Raw genomic sequence first — 22,353 nt, 5'->3', positions numbered from 1 at the left:
AGAAATTGTTTATGATTGGTTTACACTTTATACTAATGCTCTTTCCAATACGGCCATTCGCACCGGAACGCCGTTAGCCATCTGCTCGAAAATTCGTGCCGATTCAGCCTCGACAACCTCGTCGTCAATTTCTACATTGCGGTTGACTGGCGCCGGGTGCATAATAATCGAATGTTTCTTCATCTGTGCGACGCGTTCAAGTGTTAAGCCGTACTCTGCCCGGTACGCCTCTGTTGAGTGCATAACTTCCGATTCGTGGCGCTCAAGTTGTACGCGGAGCATCATCACAACGTCGGCTTGAAGAGCCTCACCCATCGTGACATACGGTGCATCCAAATCATGTGCGCGCATGTTATCTGGTGCACAGAAGCTTACGTTCGCTCCGAACTTGCGCAGCGCGTATAGATTTGAACGTGCTACCCGGCTGTGCTCTATGTCTCCGACAATCGCGACATGTAAACCATCCAGCTGTCCGAAATGTTTGCGCATCGTGTACAGGTCGAGCAGCGCTTGCGTTGGATGCTCGTTATTGCCGTCCCCTGCGTTTATAAGCGGCATCTTGACACGCTCCGCAATTTGTTCCAAGAGCCCAATCGGCTTCAAGCGGATAACACCTGCATCCATACCCATCGATTCTAGCGTTCGAACCGTATCGTAGATGGATTCTCCCTTTTCGACACTCGATGCTGATGTTGAGAAGTTGATAACCTCAGCGCCAAGGCGCTTCTCGGCTACTTCGAACGAACAGCGGGTGCGGGTGCTGTTCTCAAAAAACATGTTGGCTACAAATTTATCCTTCAACACATTCTGAACTTTGACATGCTGTTCATCCCAATGTGCGGCACGATTCAGAATCGATTCGATTTCGAATCTGCTTAACGACTTTAAGCCGAGCAGACTGCGGTCTTTTACCGATCGTTCCATCTGAATTGACATTGTTGTTACCCCCTGTGGTGTACGATTTTCACTTCATCGACGCCGTCTAATTCCTTCAAGGCGACTTCAATTTCTTCCGTGCGCGAAGTCGGTACATTTTTGCCAACATAATCAGGTCGTATCGGCAGCTCACGATGTCCCCGGTCTGCCAGTACCGCCAGTTGAATCATTTGCGGTCTTCCCTGATCCATGAGCGCATCCATTGCCGCACGAATCGTCCGGCCAGTGTAGAGCACATCGTCGCACAGGATAATTTTCTTATCCTGTATTGGAAATGGATCGCTAATGTCAGCCGTCTCCCGTTCATCGCGCTTGTTGTCATCTCGGTATCTCGTGATATCAAGCTCTCCAACAGGAATTGTCTCATTTTCGATCAGTTGGATTCGCTCCGCGATTCGCCTTGCGAAGAATATCCCTCTTGTCCGTATTCCGACAAGTACACAGTTGTCAATGCCTTTATTTCGCTCCAGAATCTCGTGTGCGATCCTTGTCAGTGCCCGCCGTATTGCAGCTTCATCCATAATAACGTTGAACTCGGTATTGCTCATTTCTTCATTGTCTCCTTCCGTATTCCAGCCCTTATATAAGTTAGGGCAAGACTGTATATCGATAGTGTGCGCAGATACAAAAAAACTCCTTGCCCGGAGGCAAGGAGTTGTGTGCATTCACGATATGCGCGGAAAGAATCCGCATGAAGATAGAGCGCAGAACGAAGAAGCTGTTCGCGTTCCATCATAGCTCTCGGCCTCTGACGGATACACTTCTTCCTTCCGCTCTTCACGTGTTCTTTCTCGTAAACGAGCGTTACCTTGCCAGCCTCTCGGGACTGATTTAAAGGTCTTATTTGATTAACTGGATTATCCCACTTCTCACGTTACATGTCAAGTTATTACTTGCAAACAAATACTAGAAAATATATTCTACATCCATCAGTCGACGCTTCAGTTCATTCATAACCCGCTTTTCTTCCGCTTCGCCTTGTGCTTGGAACGTTACAGAAAAACGAATAAAACGGCCTGCATCATCCCATGGGACGGTAGAGATCAATTTCTCTCGGATCAAATATTGGGAGAAATCCTCTGCTGTATGGAATTCCGGCCCGCCTTGCACCGCTTTAGGAGCCTCAACATACAAGAAGAAGGAGCCTTGTGGTTTAACAGCATGGAAGCCTGCCTCATTCAGCGCGGCAACAAGCAAATCATGACGGCGGGAATACTTGGCCCCAATTGCTTCTGTAATCTCTGGATGAGCAAGCCCGTACGCAGCAGCCTTTTGGATCGCGATGAATTGACCGGAATCATTATTATCTTTAACATCTCCGAATGCCTTCACAATCAGCGGATTACCAGCAATGAATCCAATGCGCCATCCTGTCATATTGTACGACTTGGACAGGGAATGGAGCTCTACGCCTACATCTTTGGCACCCGGTACGCTCAAGAAACTAAGCGGCTTATTGCCGTCATATGTCAATGCCGCATAAGGAGCGTCATGAACGATAATAACCTGATGCTGCTTCGCCCAAGCAATGGCTTTCGTGAAAAACTCAACTGTCGCTACAGCGCCAGTTGGGTTGTTTGGATAATTCAAATATAAGAGCTTCGCTCGCTTGCATATCTCTTCCGGAATCGCATCCAAATTAGGCAGGAAATGATTGTCCGCGGTTAACGGAATGTTGTAAACCTCTCCACCCAGATATTTCGTATGTGTTCCCATTACTGGATAGCCAGGAACCGTCATGATCGTAATATCTCCTGGATTAATAAAACAAGAAGGAAGCATGGCTAATGCAGGCTTCGTTCCGATAGAGTGAAGTATCTCTGTATCTGGATCAATTCCCTCAACATGGAACACTTCCTGCAAATATTTTGCAGCAGCGTGCTTGAATTCCGAGATACCATTATCTGCGTAGCCGCGATTTTCGGGCTTGGCTGCTTCTTCAGCCAATGTAGCTACGATTCCCGCATCTGCCATCTCATCCGGCTCGCCAACACCCATATCAATTAGTTCAACGTCAGGGTATTGCAATTTGGCAGCAATCTTGGCCCGTTTGATTTTCTCAAACTTATAAATATTTGTATCCTTTCCATAATTGGATCCGCCAATCCGGTCTGCAAATGTATGCTGAATATATGTGTTTTGATAGTATTTTGTCGTCATCCCATACAGCTCCTTCTTTTGCATCAATCTTATATCGGTTATGATGCCACTGTAATAACTATGTTCGATTTTGACGACAAAAGGAATGAATGATCTTCAATACTATTTGCACTTTTTTCACAAATATATCAATAAAGGAACCGTATTTTAACCAAAAACCATGGTTTAATTTGCATAATATGATTATCTATTACGAATCGAGTGCAGCAGACTCTCCATATCCTCAGGGATCGGAGCATGGAATTCCAAGGTTTCCCCACTCGTTGGATGTACGAAGCCAAGCGTCATCGCATGCAAGGCCTGCCCATTCATTGTCAATCCACGAGTCCCCCGGCTATACATCGGATCGCCTACTAATGGGTGACCAATAAACTTCATATGCACACGTATTTGATGCGTACGCCCGGTTTCCAATTGCAATTCAACAAGCGTTGCATCTCCAAACCGTTCCAATACTTTAAAATGGGTCACTGCATGCTTGCTATTATTCTCTGTTACGGTATACATCTTGCGGTCATGGGTATCCCGTCCAATTGGCGCATCAACCGTTCCTTGATCATGGGGCACATTTCCGTGCACAAGTGCAACATATTTACGCATAACTGAGTGTTCTTTTAGCTGCTCTGCCAAATGAACATGTGCGCGATCATGCTTGGCTGCCATTAATAAGCCCGAGGTATCCTTATCAATTCGATGGACAATTCCTGGTCGAAGCTCACCGTTAATACCGGACAAATCACGGCAATGATGCATCAATGCATTGACGACGGTACCTGAAGTATGCCCTGGCGCTGGGTGGACAACCATTCCGCGCGGCTTATTAATGACAATAACGTCCTTGTCTTCATAATACACATCAAGAGGGATATCCTCAGCAATAATGTCAGCTGAGGCTGGCTCCGGCATCGTTAATGTAATGACATCAGCCACAGCCACCTTGTAATTCGATTTTACAGGCTGACCATTGACGAGTACATGCTCATCACGAATCCAGAGCTGTACTTGTGATCGAGAGACATCCTCTTCAATGGATTCGGTAATGAATTTATCAATCCGATCCTTCGCATGAGCAGGTTCTACCCTCCATATGTATGGCTCACGCCCTTCATCCCCCGTTTGTGGTTGTACGTTTTTTTCATCTGTCATTGTGCTTATGTTCCTTTCTCTTCCTATCCCTATGCTTGATTCGTTGTGTTGTCATTATGCTCCGCAGATGAACCGGAATGATTCTCGCGCTTCACCGTAACGAGAGCGTCTAGTAGAACCAACCCGACACCAATACAAATCCCCATGTCTGCAACATTGAAGATCGGGAATGTATAGGAACCAAAGTTAAATTGAAGAAAATCAACAACTTCACCCGTAAGCAAACGATCGATAAAGTTGCCAATTGCACCACCCAAAATAAGGCTTAATCCAAGCGGTAGTATGATCCCGCTCTGATGTCTAATTTTTTGCATATACCATACAAGTCCGATTACAACCACTATCGTAATGACAATGAAGAACCAGCGCTGATTTTCCAAAATACTGAAGGCCGCTCCTGTATTGCGATGGGACGTGATCAAGAAGAAATTGCCTATTACTGGAATTTTCTCACCCAACTGCAAGTTCGTAGCAATCATCCATTTGCTTACTTGATCAATCAGCAATACGATAAAGGCGATAATATAGTACCACACGTGCCACAGTCACCTCATTTTAATTTTAATTATGTTATTCAATTGAAGCTTTGCTCATTGTATCACAGGAACCTAACCCAAACCAATCCATTGCCTACGCCATTTACCACGCAGGAACCCTCTCCAATTTGCACATGCTAGTTGTAAGTTACGCCAATGCGAAAGGAGCGTCCCGCACTGATGTCTCAACTTTCAACTGAGCAAATAAACAGCTTACAGCAGCAATTGCTGCAATCCAAGGCTCAAATCGAGCGGCGTCTGCATCGAGGAGATCATTATGGCTTGTCCAACTCACTCCGTGAAAATACAGGGGAGTTGTCCACATTGGATAATCACCCAGGCGACGTTGGCACTGAAATGTTCGAACGCGGCAAGGACATTGCGTTGAACGAGCATGATGAGATCCTGCTGGATCGCATCGACACAGCCTTATCGCGCATGAAGAAAGGGCAATATGGCAAATGCGTTGTGTGTGGCAAGGACATCCCATACGAACGTTTGGAGGCCGTCCCTTCCACGATGTATTGCGTTGAACATTGTCCTGAACAAATGATATCCCAGAACCGCCCGATTGAAGAAGAATTCTTAACTCCTCCATTCGGACGAACAAGCCTTGACGAAGATACACAAAACGGATTTGACGGCGAGGACGCCTGGCAAATCGTTGAGTCATGGGGAACTTCTAATACGCCTGCCATGCACGAAGAGCGCGAAGTCGATGATTATGGCAACTTATATATTGAAGCATCTGAAGAGCTCGACGGGTGTGTAGAAGCATATGAAAGCTTCGTTGCTACAGACTTGACTGGCCGCCATGTTTCCATTGTTCGCAATCGACAATATCGTCAGTATATGAATAACCATGAGGGTGCTGGCCTGTTCGAGCCTGATCGCGATTACGATTCAGATCTCGATGAAAATCAATAAAATTTGGTGTCGAGCTGATGTTGAACGATACGCACAATGTCAGCAATAAAATCACCGATAATAGGCAAGTTGAGTGCTCCTAGATATTGCAAGATGTAAACAATGATAGCTGTAAATATCGTAAATCCGATAGCAATTCCAACACCGCGTGCTGCGCCGCCCATCAGATTGATCCAGATCAGCTTGCGCGGGTTAAACAATAATTCATTATATTCAGCAATTCTTGACTTCTCCATCGATTGTGCAATTTGCAGCGTATAATCATGAATGCTCTTCATCATTTTTTTTGCATCTTCTGTATCTTGCGAAGCGGCAGCGGCAGATAAACGCGGCTCTGCTGGGGTCTCTGAATCCGCCACTTCTCGCTCGCTAACGCTGGTATTATCGTTCTTGACTTGAATCGGATCATGTCTATGCTCGGTACGATAATCCTTCGAATGTTTCGAATCATGTGCTTTCATTGACAGTTTCCTCCTCTTCTAAAGCCGATATGCTGCATCCCCTTATATCACAAAAAGAGCGTGACCGAACAGATGGAATACCCATCTGCGGTCAACGCTCTCCCCTCTTCATTCTCGTTCGCGATTCAGACCATTATAGATTCTCCCGAACTGGAGGGATCTATACGCTGTACAATTAAGCAATTGCCACGCGGATCGTCTTTTGTCCCAAATCAACTGATTCCATACCGTCTTGAGAGCCGAATGACAAGTTCGCAACGAGCACGTTGTCGCGCAATGTTGATTCGAACGCTTGAATCGCAGCCTGCAATTCCGCATCCACATCCAATACGATATTTACCCGCTTCTCAATTGGCAAATCAAGCTTTTTGCGCAAGTCTTGGATACCGCGAACCACTTCACGAACCCAACCCTCTTGCTCCAGTTCCGGTGTAATTTCCGTATTCAATGCGACTGTAATTTGGTAACCAGACGCTGACGCAAAGCCGGATTTTGCTTGCTTCTCGATCAGAAGCTCTTCGCGTGTTACCTCGAAGCTCTCGCCTTCTTGATTCGTGAAGTTCCACATACCCGATTCCACGATGCGGCGTGTTTCTTCTGGAGTCATCGCTTTCAGTGCACCTTGCAGAACTCCGACATTTTTGCCGTATTTCTTGCCCGCTACTTTAAGATTCAGCTTCAATGTAAAATCAACGAATCCAGAGTCGCTTGTTTCCAAACGAATATCCTTCACATTGATTTCTTCTTTAATGACCTCATCATAGCTCGCAAGATGGAATTCGCGATCCATGGATACGATCAGCTCAGACAACGGCTGACGAGTCTTGATTCCTGTTTCATTGCGAACATTGCGAGCCAGCTCTACGATTTCACGAGCTGTTTCCATATCGCGTTCCAATTCTGCATCGATCAATCCTTGATCAGCGACAGGGTAGCTCGCCAAATGTACGCTCTCGCTTGTGCCGCCGAGGTTCATGTAGATGTCTTCTGCAATCATCGGTGCATAAGGCGCGATGAGCTTAGACAGTGTGAGCAGAACACGACGAAGCGTTTGGTATGCGGACAATTTGTCCTCTGTCATTTCACTGCCCCAGAAACGGTCACGTGAACGACGGATATACCAGTTGCTTAATTCATCGATGTAGGACTCAATCGCTTTTGCAGGATTCAAGAAGTCATTCGCTTGCAGTCCTTTGCTTACACTAGCGATCAGCGTGTGCAGGCGTGACAAAATCCAACGATCGAGCTTATTGTTCGATTGACGTTCTTCATAGGCACTTGGATCGTATTGATCGATCGAAGCATAAAGAGCATAGAAGGCGTGTGTGTTTACAAGCGTATCAATCACTTTAGATTTTGCTTCTGCTACGATTTGCTTCGAGAAGCGCTTCGAGTTCCACGGCGCACTATCAGACAGTAATGCCCAGCGGAATGCGTCCGTACCGTACTCATTGATAATATCCCATGGGTCGATAACATTGCCCTTGGATTTGGACATCTTCTGTCCGTTTTCATCGAGTACGTGACCCGTTGAAATAACAGCCTTGTATGGCGCTACCCCCTTGTACAACGTTGATACGGCGAGCAAGCTGAAGAACCAGCCGCGAGTTTGGTCAATCCCTTCACAGATAATATCTGCCGGGAACTGCTCTTCGAACTTCTTCTCATCTCCGAATGGATGATGATGCTGTGCAAATGGCATCGAGCCGCTATCGAACCATACGTCAATTACTTCAGATGTACGTTCCATTACACCGTGTTCACAATGCGGACAATGCAGCTTAATCTCATCCACATATGGCTTATGCAGCTCTAGGTTCTCATCAACTGGAGACGTTGCACGGTTGCGCAAGTCCTGATGGCTCTCAGGCGCATACTCACTCTTACATGTTCCGCACACCCACACGTTGAGCGGCGTGCCCCAGTAACGGTTACGACTGATGTTCCAATCAACCAAGTCTTCCAAGAAGTTGCCGAAGCGGCCTTCTCGAATATGACCAGGGTACCATTCGACCTTGCTGTTATTTGCTATTAATTGATCTTTAACCGCTGTTGTCTGAATGAACCACGATTCTGTCGCATAGTAAAGAAGCGGTGTTTTACAGCGCCAGCAGAATGGATAGCTGTGCTCGTATTTTTCCTTGGAGTACAATGTTCCATTCTCAGAAAGCTTCTTCACGATGTCGATATCGCAATCCTTGACGAAGCGCCCTGCAAAATCAATAACCTCATCGTTATAGCGGCCTTGTGTATTTACGACGTTGATGAAGCTGATTCCGTTCTCACGGCAGCTCTTATAGTCGTCCTCACCATGAGCCGGAGCCATATGAACGATACCCGTACCGCTGGAATCTGTTACGAAATCAGCAGCGACAATGACATGTCCCTTCTCAGGCACAACATATGGAAATGGAGCAGCATACGTCTTGTCAATAAACTCAGAGCCCTTATGCTCAGACAAGATTGTGTACTCGCCCTGCATCACATCTTCAACTAGATTCTTCGCGACGATATATACACCGTCTTCTTGCTGAACGCGAACATATTCCATATTTGGATTCATGGCAAGCGCGGCATGTGCCGGCAATGTCCAAGGTGTTGTTGTCCAAGCAAGCACATATTCGCCATTATCATGCAGTTTGAATTTAACAGTTGCAGACAGATCCTTAACCGTTTCATAGCCTTGTGCTACTTCATGCGAACTGAGTGTAGTTTGGCAGCAGGGGCAGTATGGACTTACGCGATGACCACGGTACAGCAATCCTTTTTTATGAATCGTGGAAAGGATGTGCCATACACTTTCAATATAGTTGTTATCGAGCGTGATATACGGATCGTCAAGATTGGTCCAATAGCCGATTGCTTCGGTTAATTCACGCCATTGCTTTTCATACTCAAATACGCTCGCTTTACATTTTTTAACGAACGCTTCAACTCCATAGTTCTCAATTTCCTGCTTGCCAGAAATACCAAGCTGCTTTTCTACGCCAAGCTCTACCGGCAGGCCGTGTGTATCCCAACCCGCTTTGCGGACAACACGATAGCCGGACATCGTTTTGTAGCGGCAAATAAAGTCTTTAATAACACGCCCGAGAACGTGTCCAATATGCGGCTTTCCGTTCGCTGTAGGCGGTCCTTCATAAAATACGAAATTAGGTTTGCCTGCGCGCTGCTCAATGGATTTTGCAAATGTATCTTCCGCGTTCCACTTCGCCAGTACACGCAGCTCCCGTTCCCGGGCGCGTTCTTTGACATCAACTTTTCTCACAGTGATACTTCCTTTCTTCGATACGTATTGAGAAAACAAAAAAACCTCCTCCCAAAAAGGGACGAGGTTCTGCTCGCGTTACCACCCTTGTTCCGTACCAATCATTAGCATGATATTAGCACGGCACCTTCGTTCTTGCATGCCTATGCACGCAAGCCCCAGATAACGGAGGGGATCCGGACATGCTTACAGTTTAAGCAAAAATGAGATGTATAAGCTTCGTTATTACATCCATCGGCTGCATTCAGCATATCTTCTCTGGGATGATGTCTCGACACGATTCGTTCGTCGGTTCTCACCTGCTCCGACTCTCTGAAGAACGGATGGGCGTGTCAGCGCGTTCCCGTCATTGAATATCACGTTATTAATAATACATATTTATATCGTGTTTTGCGATAATTGTCAATCAGGAGCATACTTGACTAATACAATTCCTTAACTTCCTTCACTTCTTCACGCTCAAGCGCATCCCAGCCATCCTGATTGAGCAGTTCCATCTGAGCTTCAACCAGTGTACGGAAGCGCGCACGATATATAGAGGATTGTTTTTTGAGTTCCTCAACTTCCAACGCGATCTTACGAGACTTTGCAAGGGCATCGTTGACGATACGATCTGCATTTTTCTCCGCTTCCTTGACTATCAGCTGTGCTTCCTTCTTCGCATTATTCTTCACTTCATCCGCAGCTTCTTGTGCAACGATGATCGTTTTGCTTAAGGTTTCCTCAAGATTCGCGAAGTGGTCAAGCTTGTCCTGCAAGGCATTGGCATGGTTTTGCAATTCCTTGTTCTCGCGAATAAGCGCTTCATAATCTTTAATTACTTGATCGAGGAACTCATTTACATCGTCCTCATCATAACCGCGCAGCTTGCGGCTAAATTCCTTGTTATGTATGTCTAATGGTGTCAATGGCATCGTGTGCACCTCCTCAAAATTACAAAGCATGCGGAAAATTGTTATGTTGAACATACGCAGCTGAATCGTACAGCCCGGAGTATGCTCAACGAGTATAAGTACCTACCGAAATGCGCATGCGGCCTTTTTTCGATACGCCCTCAATGTCTATTACCTTGAACCGTCCAAACCCTTGCAGGGAAACAACATCTCCAGCATGAAGCTGAGTAGATGGATTCTCTTCCACCTTCCAATTCACCTTGCAGCGCCCTGCCTTGATGGGCGTTACGATCTTCGTTCTGCTGAGTCTGAATACATCACTAGCGATGCCGTCCAGCCGAAGGGACGCCACACTTAGAGTCATCATCTTCAACTCTGCATGGGTGGCTTGAAGTTCCGACAAAGGAACAATGTCTGTTAGAACATTGACGCGATGTACCTGCCGCAGATGTGTATCCAAAAAAGCCCCAATTTCTTCTGTTATGACAATGTGACAGCGATCATCACTAACGTGAATATCGCCAATTTTGTCCCTCTTTATGCCAAGACCAAGCACAGCTCCCAAAAAATCACCATGCTCAAGCTGCTCCCAATTGCGGTCAAGAGAGGTGATTTGAAGGATATGCATCCCCATTTCTTCTCCTTCTGCATATACGTAGTCGGGAGCGATAAGCGCACGCTTGCGCTCTGCATGCTCGTGCCCGCCATCCAAGCGCAGCTGAACATCGGCATTCCGATTGACAAGTGTTGTCAAAATAAAGGCTTGTCTCGGATCCAAAAAGTCAGTACGACGGATCTCGTGAAGCTGTGCTGCACGTTCCACCCATTCAGAAGCACGATCAACAAACACACGCTCATCAGGGTGAAAATGCGAATAGATATGTTCATTTGCTGTCATCTTCGGCACTCACCTATTACTAAATGAAATACTGTAGTACAGCAAGAACGCCTCTGTACACGAATTCAAGCGTAAATAAAGCCACGATCGGAGAGATGTCCAGCATCCCACCAATTGGAGGGATAATGCGGCGGAATGGGGCCAAGTACGGCTCAACAATCTTGCCCAGAATCTCCCCGATTGAGCTCTCTCGCACATTAGGCACCCAAGACATCAAAATATAAACAATAATTAGCCATCTGTATATGTTGAACAGGTAATACACATATTCAGCAATCTGATACTCCAACAAGGTCACCTCGTTTGCATGTAATCGTAATCGTCTTGAAGAATTTCTGTAATGGAACCTTGAATTTCAACCTGCTCGGGGGTACACACAAATATATTTCCACCAACTTTGGATATATTCCCACTTAACGCATAGACAGTACCGCTCAAGAAATCGATAATTCGAAAGGCTTGATCCTTTCGAACTCTTTGCAGATTCACGATAACCGAGCGCCGTGAACGCAAGTGATCAGCAATTTCTTGTGCCTCGTCATAGGAACGCGGCTCATACAGCACCATCTTGGAAGACTTCTGTGAGTGTATGCTTACTACATTAGTGGATTTAGAGGATCTGCGCTGATCGAATGACGGTGCTTCCACTTCTTGATCATGCATATCCGTTACTACCTTCTCGCGCTCAATGATTTCTTCTTCTTCCTGAAGCCCTAGAAAATTCATAAATCGGTTCATTACACCCATTACGTTTCCCCTTCCTTCCCAACTAGGACGAATCCAAGTCTCAGCCGTGTCGCCCTCTCTTCCATAGCGACCTCAAAATCATTGGACATCCCCATCGATAAGTGCGGCAATGATATGGACAACGATGATTCCAATTCGTCTCGCAACTTACAATTTGCGGACTCGGGTCTCGTTTGTTCCGGTTCAGCTTCGTATGGAGCCATCGTCATAAGTCCAATTGGCCCAATATGAGGAAACGCGCGCAATTACTCTACAAATGCTGCGGCTTGTTCCGGTTCCAATCCATACTTGGATTCTTCACCCGAGATATTCATCTGAATGAAGCAGCGACTAGGATGCACTACAGCTTCTTTCTCGATGCCGGGTCGTCATTCAATTATCCCTACTTCCAGCCTATCCAACTCATCATACGACCTGTAGTTCCTCCCTCCATACGGTGGGAATAAAACATATCGATATTACACCCAGTGCACAGTGTAGTACATTCGATATTTGCTGCCAAAATTCCTGCTTCAATCAACAAATGTCGATTCAATTCACGTAAATCAAGCATAGCATGCCCAACTGATGTCGGACGAATAACGACATCCTGCACGCGCTCTGCTTGTTGGCAGCCTTCGAATACACGCCGTACCTCGGCAATTACGCGCTCGTCCACCTCATAGCAACAGGAACCAATCGATGGCCCAATTGCTGCTTGAATATGCTCAAGACGGCAGCCATACTGCTCCTGCATCTTATGTACCGTTGCAGCACCAATATTGCTGACAGTTCCTTTCCAACCTGCATGCGCAAGACCGATGACACGCTGAACGGGATCCAGGAACATCAATGGAACACAATCGGCATAAAAAGAAGCTAATAGAACTCCCGTAACATCAGTAACCAAAGAATCCGTATTTTGAATCGCATCAGTACGATTCATTCTTCCTTTTCCTCGTTCATTTTGCGTAACGACATGAACATGACTCCCATGCACCTGCTCACCACATGTCCATGCTTCAAACGGCATGCCGCATGCTTCTGCGACAAGCTTGCGATTGTGGATGACATCTGCTTCATTATCGAGCACATGCAGCGCACAGTTCAAAGAGTCGAAATGCTCGCTGCTCACGCCGCCATTTCTTGTTGTAAATCCAGCTGTCAACTCCGGATAGGAATCTGTCCATTTCTTCAATTCCAGCAGAACAGGCCCCTCTGAAGTCTTTGACTTCTGCAATTGAAATGGTTCCATGACGATAATCACCTCACCGTACAGTTTACCACAAACCATATGGCGAAGCCTATTGTTTCTGCACAAAGGAAGCACTGTCATATTCTTCAGTTCGTGCTGGCTTCATTTCCTCCATTTTCACCAGAACAACATCAGCACCAATCTTGACGATATTCCGCCACGGGATAATCAATTCACTCCCACCACCAAACAGCCCCATAAATTTACTGTAATTTGGCACAACGATGGATTCAATTCTTCCCTGCTTCATATCAAGCTCTACATCACTTACTTGACCTAGTTTCTTACCGTCTATTATGTTGATTACATCCTTCGTTTGAAAATCAGAAATTTTCATCGCAATCACCATTCTACAAGGAATTTGACCGTAGCCAGCGTACATACCTTAGTATATGAGTCCACTTGCCAAAATGCCCTGTCAGATGCAAAAAAAGCCGCCGCTTAACCGCGGACGGCTTATTTTACCAATCAAATATTACGTGCGTACGTGCTTCTGCATCTGATTGATCGCTGACTTCTCCAGTCTTGATACTTGTGCCTGAGAGATGCCAATCTCGTCTGCAACTTCCATTTGGGTTTTGCCTTCGAAAAAACGCATCGATAAAATCATCTTCTCACGTTCGTTCAACTTTCGCATCGCTTCCCGCAGCACAATTTCCTCGATCCAGGATACGTCCTTATTTTTCTCATCGCTAATTTGATCCATGACATAGATCGGGTCACCTCCATCATGGTAAATCGGCTCGAACAAAGATACCGGATCCTGTATCGCGTCCAGTGCGAACACAACATCCTCCTTCGGAACATTCAGTGCTTCCGAAATTTCATGTATCGTCGGTTCCCGTGAGTTCTGATTCGTCAACGAATCGCGAACTTGCAATGCCTTATAGGCGATGTCCCGCAAGCTTCTAGACACTCGGATCGGGTTATTGTCACGCAGGTATCTGCGAATTTCTCCGATAATCATAGGCACCGCATATGTAGAGAATTTAACATTCTGACCAAGATCGAAGTTATCGATCGCCTTCATCAGTCCAATACAGCCAACTTGGAACAAGTCATCAACGAATTCGCCTCGGTTGTTAAATCGCTGGATCACACTCAATACGAGCCGCAAATTACCATTTACCAGCTTCTCCCGAGCCGATAGCTCGTTTCGTTCCTGTAATGACACGAACAACTCCCTCATTTCGGCGTTCGTGAGGACGGGCAACTTCGATGTATCGACACCGCAAATTTCGACTTTGTTTCGGGTCATTCGTGATTACCTCCCAGGGATGAAACATTAATGTACATTATCTCCCCGGGGTTCTTTTTTATTCCTGCACTCCCAGCACCCGATTCGTTCCGATCAAGCCGTATTCCGCATCCGTCCAAGCTTTGAAACGTTTACACCATCTTATTAAATTCTTTGCGCAAACGCTTAATAATCCGCTTCTCAAGACGTGATATATATGACTGCGAGATGCCAAGCATATCCGCAACATCCTTCTGCGTTTTTTCCTCTCCATCCGTCAGGCCAAAGCGCAATTCCATAATCATTCGTTCACGCTCGCTAAGCTTATCCAATGCTTTATGCAGCAGTTTACGGTCAACCTGCTCTTCAATATTTTTATAGATCGTATCATTCTCTGTACCGAGTACATCTGACAGCAGCAGTTCATTGCCGTCCCAGTCGATATTCAGCGGCTCGTCAAAGGATACTTCTGTTCTTGTTTTGCTGTTACGCCGCAAATACATCAAAATTTCGTTCTCAATACAGCGAGAGGCGTAAGTCGCGAGCTTAATCTTTTTTTCCGGATCAAATGTATTCACAGCCTTAATTAGACCAATTGCTCCGATCGACACCAGATCTTCAATATGAATGCCTGTATTTTCAAATTTGCGCGCTATGTAAACGACGAGGCGCAAATTACGTTCAATTAGCATCGCACGTACTGCCGCTTCCCCAGTCGACAGCCGTGACAGCAGATACTCCTCTTCCTCACGTGTTAACGGGGGAGGAAGTGCCTCGCTGCCTCCAATATAATAAATCTCATCCCGCTTCAGTCCGAGCCAGAACAACAGCCGATAATATTGAAGCTGCATCATCAGTTTCCATTGCAAACGCATCGCCAATCCTCCTAAAACATAGTGATGACAGGGTCGTTCGTATCAGGTACTTCGGTACAATCGGTAGTAGTATAGCAGTTCATTCTCCAGCGGCCGCCTTACGAAGCACGATGAGAAGAGTCCGGCATAGAATGATAGCTCGCTTCTTCTCTACCTGAATCTTGCATCAAATCTGGATGTACGATAGCTTGGAAGGCTCCATCATGAGACAATGTCCCCATGTCCAGCCCAATAATCACTTTTTTGCTTACATAAGTCTCGCTCTCCGTCCGGATTCGAATCGAATCTGGACGCAAGCCGATCATCCACTGCATATCACGATTCACACCGCGATAAGGGATGAGCCGCAGGCGGGATTCATCCAAAATCGCACCAGCTTCTCCTGTTCCTGTCCAAGACTGCAGCATATCAAATGGCTGTTCAGATCGAAGCCTGTTCAACCACTCTGCTGGGAAAATGCCTTCCCACAATCTCGCTTCCGTCACAACAACAGGCGCCCCTCCTAATGGATCTCGCAGATGATTCCCCGTATCTACAAGCCCTGTACATTGGCGAATTGTATCGCCGATATAAATATCCAATTGCACCAGTTGCTTCACTACCTGCTGCTGCCGAGCGCTGTGACGCCATACGAGACGGAACAACGCATAAGAAGCTGGTAGTGCAACAATGAGAAAGCCTATCCCTGCCTGAAAGGAAGTACGGTGAGCTGCAATCCATTGTGATGCCTGATGGGACAAAGACCAAGCACGTGCATCCTGCAGCAAATACTGCAGGCCGAACGCTCCTCCCGCAATGACAAAGGCCGAAAAATAAAAGACACCAACATTTTTAAGAAAATATCCGGCATTATGAAATCCAAACGCCAAGATGATCATAAGTATAGATAAAAGTAATTTACCAACGTACGTATACAGTATCGGATAGGCGGGAATGAAAAGAACCGCTGCATACACGGTACCTAACCCTGCAGCAGCAGCGAGGCGCCAACGCAAAAATTGTATGCCGCGAATTCTCGCTGTCATGCGGAGCAGCGTCCAATCCAATACCAGATTAAGGCCGAATAGAAGATCGGCATAGATGACGGTCAATGCGCTTCCCTCCTTCTTCAGCCGCCAACTATTGGGAAGTTATTAATTAGTATAAAGAGTGCTGTATTCGAAGTCTGTCTAATGATGGGTGTGGAATGACACTTTTTTTGTCGATCATTCCGATCTACGTTCGAGATTCTATTTCTGTGGAGGCAAGCTATCCTGATAGAATGCTGTGGGAAATGCAAAAAAGCGTCTGCCTATGTAAATCGGCAAACGCTTTATAGCAAAAATTCTTATTATTCGTTGTTTGAATTACGAGGGCGGTTACGCAAAAACGTCGGAATATCCAGCTGATCGGAAGATGGCTGGTTGCCGAACGGACGAACCGTTGACGAAGAGCGAGATTCCTGAGATTCGCCAGAACCAGTTGGATTAGCAGTTGGGCGACGTCCTGGCAATGCCTGAGCCGGCTTATTCTCGAATCCTGTTGCGATAACCGTAACCTTGATATCATCCTTCATATTTTCATCAATGATTGCACCGAAGATCATGTTGACTTCCATATCGGAAGCCTCTGTTACGATCTCAGCCGCCTCATTGACTTCATACAAGGACAGGTTAGCTCCGCCTGTAATATTCATAATGACACCACGCGCGCCATCAATGGACGTTTCGAGCAATGGGCTCATAATCGCCTTGCGAGCAGCCTCAGCAGCACGGTTTTCACCGTTAGCTACACCAATACCCATCAACGCAGAGCCACGCTCTGTCATAATCGTCTTCACATCAGCGAAGTCCAAGTTGATCAGACCTGGTACAGCAATCAAGTCAGAGATACCTTGAACGGCTTGACGAAGTACATTATCGACCTCGCGGAATGCTTCCAGCATCGGTGTTTTCTTGTCTACGATTTCTAGCAAGCGGTCATTTGGTATAACGATAAGCGTATCTACCTTTTCCTTCAATGCTTCGATACCGATTTCTGCTTGTGCAAAACGTTTGCGGCCTTCGAATGTAAATGGACGAGTAACGACACCTACCGTCAATGCGCCGCATTCCTTTGCAATTTCAGCAATAACTGGTGCCGCACCAGTACCCGTACCGCCGCCCATACCGGCTGTAACGAATACCATATCTGCGCCTTTCAGCGTATTGCTGATCAATTCGCGAGATTCTTCTGCAGCTTTCTTTCCTACTTCCGGATTTGCACCTGCGCCAAGACCACGTGTCAGCTTATCGCCAATTTGCAACTTATGCTCGGACTTTGCAAAGTGAAGTGCTTGTGCATCCGTATTTACCGTAATAAATTCAACGCCCTTAACGCCATTATCAATCATTCGGTTGACTGCGTTGCTACCGCCACCACCGACACCAATAACTTTAATTTGGGCCAACTGTTCCATCTCAAATTCAAATTCCAACATGAGTCCTCCATCTCCCCTTCATTGTGCACCGATGGCCTGAAGTCAACTATTATTAAATGAATTCACTAAACATATTTTTTAACCGTTCAATGAAACTAGGTTTGTTTGATGATTCCATTGGAGTTGGCTTCCGGGTTGCCGCTTTCTTAGCGCCACCTGCACTGCGTGGACGAACGGAGCGCAACACATGATGCAATACCCCAACACCGCTTACGAACCCTGGATCGCGAACACCAATAAAATCAGGTACCGCTATGCGTACCGAAGTCTGCAATGCAGCTTGAGCTGAATTGAGGACTCCAGGCATAGAGACAGTCCCTCCAGACAAAATATACCCACCTGGCAATTCCGTGAAGCCAAGTCGCTTCACTTCATTCTTGACAAGATGGAATATTTCTTCCATACGCGGTTCAATGATGTTGGCAAGGAATACTTGATTGAATTCCTTCTCCACATTGCTGCCAATACGCGTCACTTTAAACACATGATCCTCTAATGCATCCTCAATCCATGCACAGCCGAATTTCAGCTTAACCTTCTCTGCATGGTCGGACATTGTACGAAGACCGTATGCGATATCGTTCGTGACAAAGTCCCCACCGATAGGCAGTGTAGATGTAGCTGCAAGCGTTCCATCTTGGAACACTGCAATTGTCGTCGCGCCTGCGCCGACATCTACGAGCACGGAGCCCATCATCTTCTCATCTTTAGACAATGCCAGCTGCCCACCGGCAAGCGACATTAATATTAAATCCTTGACGTGCAGACCAGCCTTCTCTACACAACGCAATAAGTTATGTACGGCCGTCTTTGCGCCGGTTATAATCGTGGCATCGACTTCCAAGCGAACGCCTATCATGCCTCGAGGATCATGAATATCCTCCAGTCCATCAACAACATATTGCTTTGCAACCACGTCGATGATTTCACGTTCTGGTGGCAAAGCAATAACTTCTGCTGCCTTGAGCACACGCTCAATATCCTCTTCGCCAATCTCACGGTCTTCATTCGATACCGCGACAACTCCATGGCTGGATTGCAAGCCGATATGATTGCCTGATATGCCTACGTACACTTCCGTAATTTCAATGCCGACCATTCGCTCCGCATGCTCTACCGCATTACGAATTGACTGGACAGTCTGATCAATATCTACAATCGCACCTTTGCGAATACCTTCTGAGTCAGCAGATCCAACGCCGATGATTTGCAGCGTTCCGTTGTTAATTTCCCCGATGATAGCGCGCACTTTGGATGTACCGATGTCCAAACTCACAATGATGTCATTGCTGCTCAACCCGTGGCACCTCCTACTTCCCAATCAATTGGTATGTTTGTATCCCCGGACACTTTGTATGTATTCAACAAAGTTTAGTCATTCCCTCTTTTTTCTACAAATTTTTTGAAGACAAATTCCTTCCATATAAGCGGATATCGCCTTCTTTCTTAAAAACGTGAAGAAAAAAGAAGGAGAGAACGGAAATACCCATAAGTTTTATTCTAGCATTTTTTCCGTTTATTGAGTAGAGTTTTTTTCTCTCTCCATATTTTGCTCATTCATGGAGGAACCGCTGTCTTACTCGGTTTCCGAGTCCGTGTCCAGCCCTTTTTCAGGTTCCTTTATATCATTCTCTGCGCCCGCTCCTTTTTCCTGCTCAGATCCATTTTCTTTCTGATTTGCATCTTGTGAATCGGCGCTTCCCTGATTTTGCTCTGAACCGTCAACTTTATCCTTGCCTTCTTGAGTTCCTTCGAGTGCTTCTATATCATTCGGCAAGCTTGAATAAGGGATATAAGAGTCAGCCTTCAGCATCGTAATCCGCCCGGGAGATTGGGATTCCACAACACCACTTAAGTATGCAATCTTATCTGGCAATAGAGGGACTGTTGTCACCACTTCGAATCCTGAACGCGTGTACATCTTAATCCGGTCAGGATAAGAAGGCGATGGATAATAGCGGATTTCCGAAATATCCGCCAGCAACCCTCTAGGAGTAGCCGCTAGCGCCTTGCTCAGCTCTGCTTTGAGAACCGCTTGTCCTTGCCACTGCGTAAGTACCGGCTTCTCTAGCACGAGTTTCTGCTTATCCTTCAGTGAAATTACAGAACCGTTCTCCAGACAGGCTTGAATACTCCCATCTTCTGTGAGTTCATACGCAACCGGAGCATATTCTTGAATGTATACCTCAATCACGCCCGGGAACTGCTTGTCTACTTGAACCGATTTTACAAATGGGAACTGTGTCTTAATTCGATCTTCTACAGCGCTTGCACTAGTTCCAAAATACGGTTCTCCTGGTTTGACACCACTGCTGCTGCTTAATTGTTCTTGATTTACAAGATGATTCCCAATCCAGCGAACTTCCTTTATTTTACTAATGGATGATCTGAAGAACAGGACAACGAGCAGCACGATGAGAAGGAAGAGAAGAAGCCATTTCACTCTGCCGCCCATCCGTTTCTTCCTCACCGGCTTATCGGGCAGCGAAGGTATCGTTCTCAATGACACTGGATTCATCCCCTTCTATCAATACACATTTCATAGTAACTAGAAACATTAAAACAAGAATTATTACAGTCCCCTACCGTATGATGAAGGGGACTGCGTATAAATTATTGCATTATCCGTTAGCAATATCAAGCTTAGGCACGGACAGGATGCGATCAATCTTCGCACCGAGCTTGGTAAACATATGCTCGATACAATCATATCCGCGATCAATGTGATGAACATTCTCTACGACGGTACGACCGCTAGCAGCAAGCCCCGCAATAACAAGTGCTGCACCGGCACGTAAATCGGTTGCTTCAACAGTCGAGCCGTACAGTTCAGGCACACCTTTAATAAAGGCATTACTTAGATCGACCCGTATATCTGCTCCCATCCTAGCGAGTTCTTCTACATGACGGAAACGCCCTTCGAACACCGTTTCTTTCATCACGCTTACTCCATCAGCCAGTGACAGCAATACCATAAGCTGAGATTGCAAATCTGTTGGAAACGCAGGATATGGCGAAGTCACTATTCTCTCTACAGCCTTAGCTCTTCCAAAGCTGGTAACATTGATTATACCATCACTCGTTGCTATCTGAACACCAGCACGCCGCAGGATATGGATGAGGGAGGTTAGATGACTCGCATGCGCATTTGTAAGCGTCACAGCCCCTCGAGTAGCTGCGGCAGCAATCATCAGCGTGCCTGCCACAATCCGATCAGGCATCACCTCATATTGGCTGCTGTTCAGTTCAGTAACGCCTTCTACCACAATCGTGTCTGTACCTGCTCCCGATACCTGCGCCCCCATACTGTTGAGGAAATGCTGCAAGTCAACGATTTCCGGCTCCCTTGCTGCATTCGTAATAATGGTGGTTCCTTCTGCCAGCACAGCAGCCATCATTACATTTTCCGTAGCTCCTACACTTGGAAAGTCTAAGTGGATGTCCGTCCCTACCAACCGATCTGCGCGGCAAGTGATTCGATTGCCGCAATGCTCCAGCTCTGCTCCTAGTGACTGCAATCCACGAAGATGCAAATCGATCTTTCTTTCCCCAATCGCACATCCACCAGGCTGGTAAATGTGAACCTCCTTGAACCTTGCAAGCAGCGGCCCCATCAAAAAAATAGAGGAACGCATCTGACGCATCAAATCCTCCGGTATATGCGAGGAATGGGAGCCTGACGCATCAATTGTAACTGTACCTCCATCTTGAATTGTCCTGCAGCCTAAACTTCGCATAATGCGCTGCATTACTTCGATGTCTAACAATTGTGGAACATTCTCTAGCCTAACGACGCTATCGGTTAGAATCGAGGCTGCCATAATTGGTAAAGCGGCATTTTTAGCTCCTTGGATACGAATCGTACCAGATAGAGGCCTTCCACCCTCAATCACCAATTTGTCCAATGTGTCACCTCCGAGATTACCGCTTACCCACTACTCGATTTTCGGCACCAACCCTACCTGGTATATCCCCTGAGTCACCTGTTGAATGCACGCTATAAGGGCAAGCACGTCTGACGCTGTTGCTTGACCGGTGTTAACAATGAAATTGGCATGTTGTGTGGACATTCTTGTAATACCTACTCCATTCCCTTTCATTCAGCCTCTTCTTTCATAAACATATTAAATATTAGGCTGATTGCGGAACATGCTGCCTGCAAGCGGAGATATAAGCAGCAGGGTAGGCAGCCAGCATTTTTTATTCGGAGCCAGCAAGGCCTTGATTTCCCCCATTCTCTATGCTTACGCACAGAACGTTGTCTCCTAGACAATGTTCTCATTTTATGCAGCACAGAGTGCCGATAGGCTAACTGCATAGGTTCCGCCATATACGCCATAAAACTTACCAATTTCCCTGTCCCCAGTACAATCTCAGCAGAATCATTTATTCGTGACACATCCGACCCGTGCGTGCCTGCACTCTTGGATCGGCATTTTGTCCGTCCAGGAATGCATCAGCATATTCTAGCCCCGACAGCCCCAAGTTGCTTGTGGTTATCTCCGTTTTTGACAGTTGATAACCGTACCAGCAGTGCAATTGCTTTACACGTGAACATGTTGAAAACATGTATATCT

Annotated in this window: 22 protein-coding genes, 1 pseudogene and 1 other annotated feature; of the genes and pseudogenes, 1 reads left to right on the top strand and 22 read right to left on the bottom strand. The window is 46.3% G+C overall.

What is annotated here, in order from left to right:
• Positions 1-27 precede the first annotated feature (27 nt).
• From ACQ5BJ_RS09240 to lspA, 5 genes are all read right to left on the bottom strand, one after another.
• Positions 28-936, bottom strand: a complete 909-nt coding sequence (locus ACQ5BJ_RS09240) for an aspartate carbamoyltransferase catalytic subunit (protein ID WP_268622573.1) — start codon at positions 934-936, stop codon at positions 28-30.
• A gap of 5 nt (positions 937-941) precedes the next feature.
• Positions 942-1,484 carry a bifunctional pyr operon transcriptional regulator/uracil phosphoribosyltransferase PyrR gene (gene pyrR / locus ACQ5BJ_RS09235; RefSeq protein WP_005548102.1) on the bottom strand — a complete coding sequence of 181 codons (543 nt, stop codon included), beginning with the start codon at positions 1,482-1,484 and terminating at the stop codon, positions 942-944.
• A 358-nt stretch (positions 1,485-1,842) separates the two neighbouring features.
• The gene (locus ACQ5BJ_RS09230; RefSeq protein WP_289354984.1) at positions 1,843-3,096 is read right to left on the bottom strand and encodes an LL-diaminopimelate aminotransferase; all 1,254 of its coding nucleotides are present in this window, start codon (positions 3,094-3,096) and stop codon (positions 1,843-1,845) included.
• Between the two features lie 183 nt (positions 3,097-3,279).
• Entirely contained in the window at positions 3,280-4,242 is a 963-nt protein-coding gene (locus tag ACQ5BJ_RS09225) for an RluA family pseudouridine synthase (protein ID WP_262867012.1), read from the bottom strand.
• Between the two features lie 29 nt (positions 4,243-4,271).
• Complete coding sequence (gene lspA / locus ACQ5BJ_RS09220) at positions 4,272-4,778, bottom strand: signal peptidase II (RefSeq protein WP_289354983.1); 507 nt, start codon at positions 4,776-4,778, stop codon at positions 4,272-4,274.
• 180 nt (positions 4,779-4,958) lie between these two features.
• On the opposite strand from lspA, the gene ACQ5BJ_RS09215 reads away from it, so the two are divergent.
• Positions 4,959-5,705 (top strand): TraR/DksA C4-type zinc finger protein, encoded by a 747-nt coding sequence (locus ACQ5BJ_RS09215; RefSeq protein WP_005548093.1) that lies wholly within the window; start codon positions 4,959-4,961, stop codon positions 5,703-5,705.
• On the opposite strand, the gene ACQ5BJ_RS09210 is transcribed toward ACQ5BJ_RS09215, so the two are convergent.
• The 17 genes and pseudogenes from ACQ5BJ_RS09210 to ACQ5BJ_RS09130 all read right to left on the bottom strand — a co-directional run bounded on the left by ACQ5BJ_RS09210 (position 5,699) and on the right by ACQ5BJ_RS09130 (position 21,876).
• Complete coding sequence (locus ACQ5BJ_RS09210; RefSeq protein ID WP_005548091.1) at positions 5,699-5,986, bottom strand: DUF5665 domain-containing protein; 288 nt, start codon at positions 5,984-5,986, stop codon at positions 5,699-5,701. The two genes, ACQ5BJ_RS09215 and ACQ5BJ_RS09210, sit on opposite strands and share 7 nt — an antisense overlap.
• A gap of 355 nt (positions 5,987-6,341) precedes the next feature.
• Positions 6,342-9,434, bottom strand: a complete 3,093-nt coding sequence (gene ileS, locus ACQ5BJ_RS09205; RefSeq protein ID WP_430109998.1) for an isoleucine--tRNA ligase — start codon at positions 9,432-9,434, stop codon at positions 6,342-6,344.
• Between the two features lie 54 nt (positions 9,435-9,488).
• Positions 9,489-9,793 (bottom strand) — a binding site (T-box leader).
• Between the two features lie 63 nt (positions 9,794-9,856).
• On the bottom strand, positions 9,857-10,348 hold the full coding sequence (locus tag ACQ5BJ_RS09200) for a DivIVA domain-containing protein (protein ID WP_005548085.1): 492 nt from the start codon (positions 10,346-10,348) through the stop codon (positions 9,857-9,859).
• An 85-nt stretch (positions 10,349-10,433) separates the two neighbouring features.
• Positions 10,434-11,225, bottom strand: coding sequence for an RNA-binding protein (locus ACQ5BJ_RS09195; protein ID WP_005548083.1), 792 nt, complete (start codon positions 11,223-11,225; stop codon positions 10,434-10,436).
• A 19-nt stretch (positions 11,226-11,244) separates the two neighbouring features.
• Positions 11,245-11,517, bottom strand: coding sequence for a YggT family protein (locus tag ACQ5BJ_RS09190; RefSeq protein ID WP_005548081.1), 273 nt, complete (start codon positions 11,515-11,517; stop codon positions 11,245-11,247).
• Positions 11,518-11,519: 2 nt separating this feature from the next.
• Entirely contained in the window at positions 11,520-11,972 is a 453-nt protein-coding gene (locus ACQ5BJ_RS09185) for a cell division protein SepF (RefSeq protein ID WP_005548079.1), read from the bottom strand.
• Positions 11,972-12,301: pseudogene (locus ACQ5BJ_RS09180) on the bottom strand (alanine racemase); the annotation flags it as partial. The pseudogene ACQ5BJ_RS09180 and the gene ACQ5BJ_RS09185, both read right to left, overlap by 1 nt.
• A 53-nt stretch (positions 12,302-12,354) precedes the next feature.
• Positions 12,355-13,206, bottom strand: a complete 852-nt coding sequence (gene pgeF, locus ACQ5BJ_RS09175; RefSeq protein WP_268622569.1) for a peptidoglycan editing factor PgeF — start codon at positions 13,204-13,206, stop codon at positions 12,355-12,357.
• 49 nt (positions 13,207-13,255) lie between these two features.
• Positions 13,256-13,543 (bottom strand): YlmC/YmxH family sporulation protein, encoded by a 288-nt coding sequence (locus ACQ5BJ_RS09170; RefSeq protein WP_040736008.1) that lies wholly within the window; start codon positions 13,541-13,543, stop codon positions 13,256-13,258.
• 138 nt (positions 13,544-13,681) lie between these two features.
• Positions 13,682-14,464, bottom strand: a complete 783-nt coding sequence (gene sigG, locus ACQ5BJ_RS09165) for an RNA polymerase sporulation sigma factor SigG (protein ID WP_005548072.1) — start codon at positions 14,462-14,464, stop codon at positions 13,682-13,684.
• Between the two features lie 131 nt (positions 14,465-14,595).
• Positions 14,596-15,318, bottom strand: coding sequence for an RNA polymerase sporulation sigma factor SigE (gene sigE / locus ACQ5BJ_RS09160; RefSeq protein WP_163975770.1), 723 nt, complete (start codon positions 15,316-15,318; stop codon positions 14,596-14,598).
• A 98-nt stretch (positions 15,319-15,416) separates the two neighbouring features.
• Positions 15,417-16,409, bottom strand: a complete 993-nt coding sequence (gene spoIIGA, locus ACQ5BJ_RS09155) for a sigma-E processing peptidase SpoIIGA (protein ID WP_430110005.1) — start codon at positions 16,407-16,409, stop codon at positions 15,417-15,419.
• Positions 16,410-16,648: 239 nt separating this feature from the next.
• A complete protein-coding gene (gene ftsZ / locus ACQ5BJ_RS09150; RefSeq protein WP_005548067.1) occupies positions 16,649-17,776 on the bottom strand; it encodes a cell division protein FtsZ in 1,128 nt (375 codons plus the stop codon).
• 52 nt (positions 17,777-17,828) lie between these two features.
• The gene (ftsA, locus tag ACQ5BJ_RS09145) at positions 17,829-19,073 is read right to left on the bottom strand and encodes a cell division protein FtsA (protein WP_005548065.1); all 1,245 of its coding nucleotides are present in this window, start codon (positions 19,071-19,073) and stop codon (positions 17,829-17,831) included.
• Positions 19,074-19,352: 279 nt separating this feature from the next.
• On the bottom strand, positions 19,353-20,285 hold the full coding sequence (locus ACQ5BJ_RS09140; RefSeq protein ID WP_268599535.1) for a cell division protein FtsQ/DivIB: 933 nt from the start codon (positions 20,283-20,285) through the stop codon (positions 19,353-19,355).
• A 112-nt stretch (positions 20,286-20,397) separates the two neighbouring features.
• The gene (gene murA / locus ACQ5BJ_RS09135; RefSeq protein ID WP_005548061.1) at positions 20,398-21,681 is read right to left on the bottom strand and encodes a UDP-N-acetylglucosamine 1-carboxyvinyltransferase; all 1,284 of its coding nucleotides are present in this window, start codon (positions 21,679-21,681) and stop codon (positions 20,398-20,400) included.
• A 30-nt stretch (positions 21,682-21,711) separates the two neighbouring features.
• Positions 21,712-21,876 carry a hypothetical protein gene (locus tag ACQ5BJ_RS09130; RefSeq protein ID WP_081505758.1) on the bottom strand — a complete coding sequence of 55 codons (165 nt, stop codon included), beginning with the start codon at positions 21,874-21,876 and terminating at the stop codon, positions 21,712-21,714.
• Between the last annotated feature and the right edge of the window lie 477 nt (positions 21,877-22,353).

The sequence above is a fragment of the Paenibacillus sp. B1-35 genome, assembly GCF_050474385.1.
Lineage (GTDB): Bacteria > Bacillota > Bacilli > Paenibacillales > Paenibacillaceae > Paenibacillus_B > Paenibacillus_B alvei.
This window is presented reverse-complemented; position numbering and strand designations above follow the sequence as displayed.

Coding starts and splice junctions, on each gene's coding strand:
- ACQ5BJ_RS09240 (WP_268622573.1), bottom strand. CDS start 936: ATGTCAATTCAGATGGAACGATCGGTAAAAGACCGCAGTCTGCTCGGC.
- ACQ5BJ_RS09210 (WP_005548091.1), bottom strand. CDS start 5,986: ATGATGAAGAGCATTCATGATTATACGCTGCAAATTGCACAATCGATG.
- ACQ5BJ_RS09130 (WP_081505758.1), bottom strand. CDS start 21,876: ATGAAAGGGAATGGAGTAGGTATTACAAGAATGTCCACACAACATGCC.
- ftsZ (WP_005548067.1), bottom strand. CDS start 17,776: ATGTTGGAATTTGAATTTGAGATGGAACAGTTGGCCCAAATTAAAGTT.
- ACQ5BJ_RS09185 (WP_005548079.1), bottom strand. CDS start 11,972: ATGGGTGTAATGAACCGATTTATGAATTTTCTAGGGCTTCAGGAAGAA.
- ACQ5BJ_RS09230 (WP_289354984.1), bottom strand. CDS start 3,096: ATGACGACAAAATACTATCAAAACACATATATTCAGCATACATTTGCA.
- ACQ5BJ_RS09225 (WP_262867012.1), bottom strand. CDS start 4,242: ATGACAGATGAAAAAAACGTACAACCACAAACGGGGGATGAAGGGCGT.
- sigE (WP_163975770.1), bottom strand. CDS start 15,318: ATGCGTTTGCAATGGAAACTGATGATGCAGCTTCAATATTATCGGCTG.
- ACQ5BJ_RS09215 (WP_005548093.1), top strand. CDS start 4,959: ATGTCTCAACTTTCAACTGAGCAAATAAACAGCTTACAGCAGCAATTG.
- pgeF (WP_268622569.1), bottom strand. CDS start 13,206: ATGGAACCATTTCAATTGCAGAAGTCAAAGACTTCAGAGGGGCCTGTT.
- sigG (WP_005548072.1), bottom strand. CDS start 14,464: ATGACCCGAAACAAAGTCGAAATTTGCGGTGTCGATACATCGAAGTTG.
- ACQ5BJ_RS09200 (WP_005548085.1), bottom strand. CDS start 10,348: ATGCCATTGACACCATTAGACATACATAACAAGGAATTTAGCCGCAAG.
- ACQ5BJ_RS09170 (WP_040736008.1), bottom strand. CDS start 13,543: ATGAAAATTTCTGATTTTCAAACGAAGGATGTAATCAACATAATAGAC.
- ACQ5BJ_RS09195 (WP_005548083.1), bottom strand. CDS start 11,225: ATGACAGCAAATGAACATATCTATTCGCATTTTCACCCTGATGAGCGT.
- pyrR (WP_005548102.1), bottom strand. CDS start 1,484: ATGAGCAATACCGAGTTCAACGTTATTATGGATGAAGCTGCAATACGG.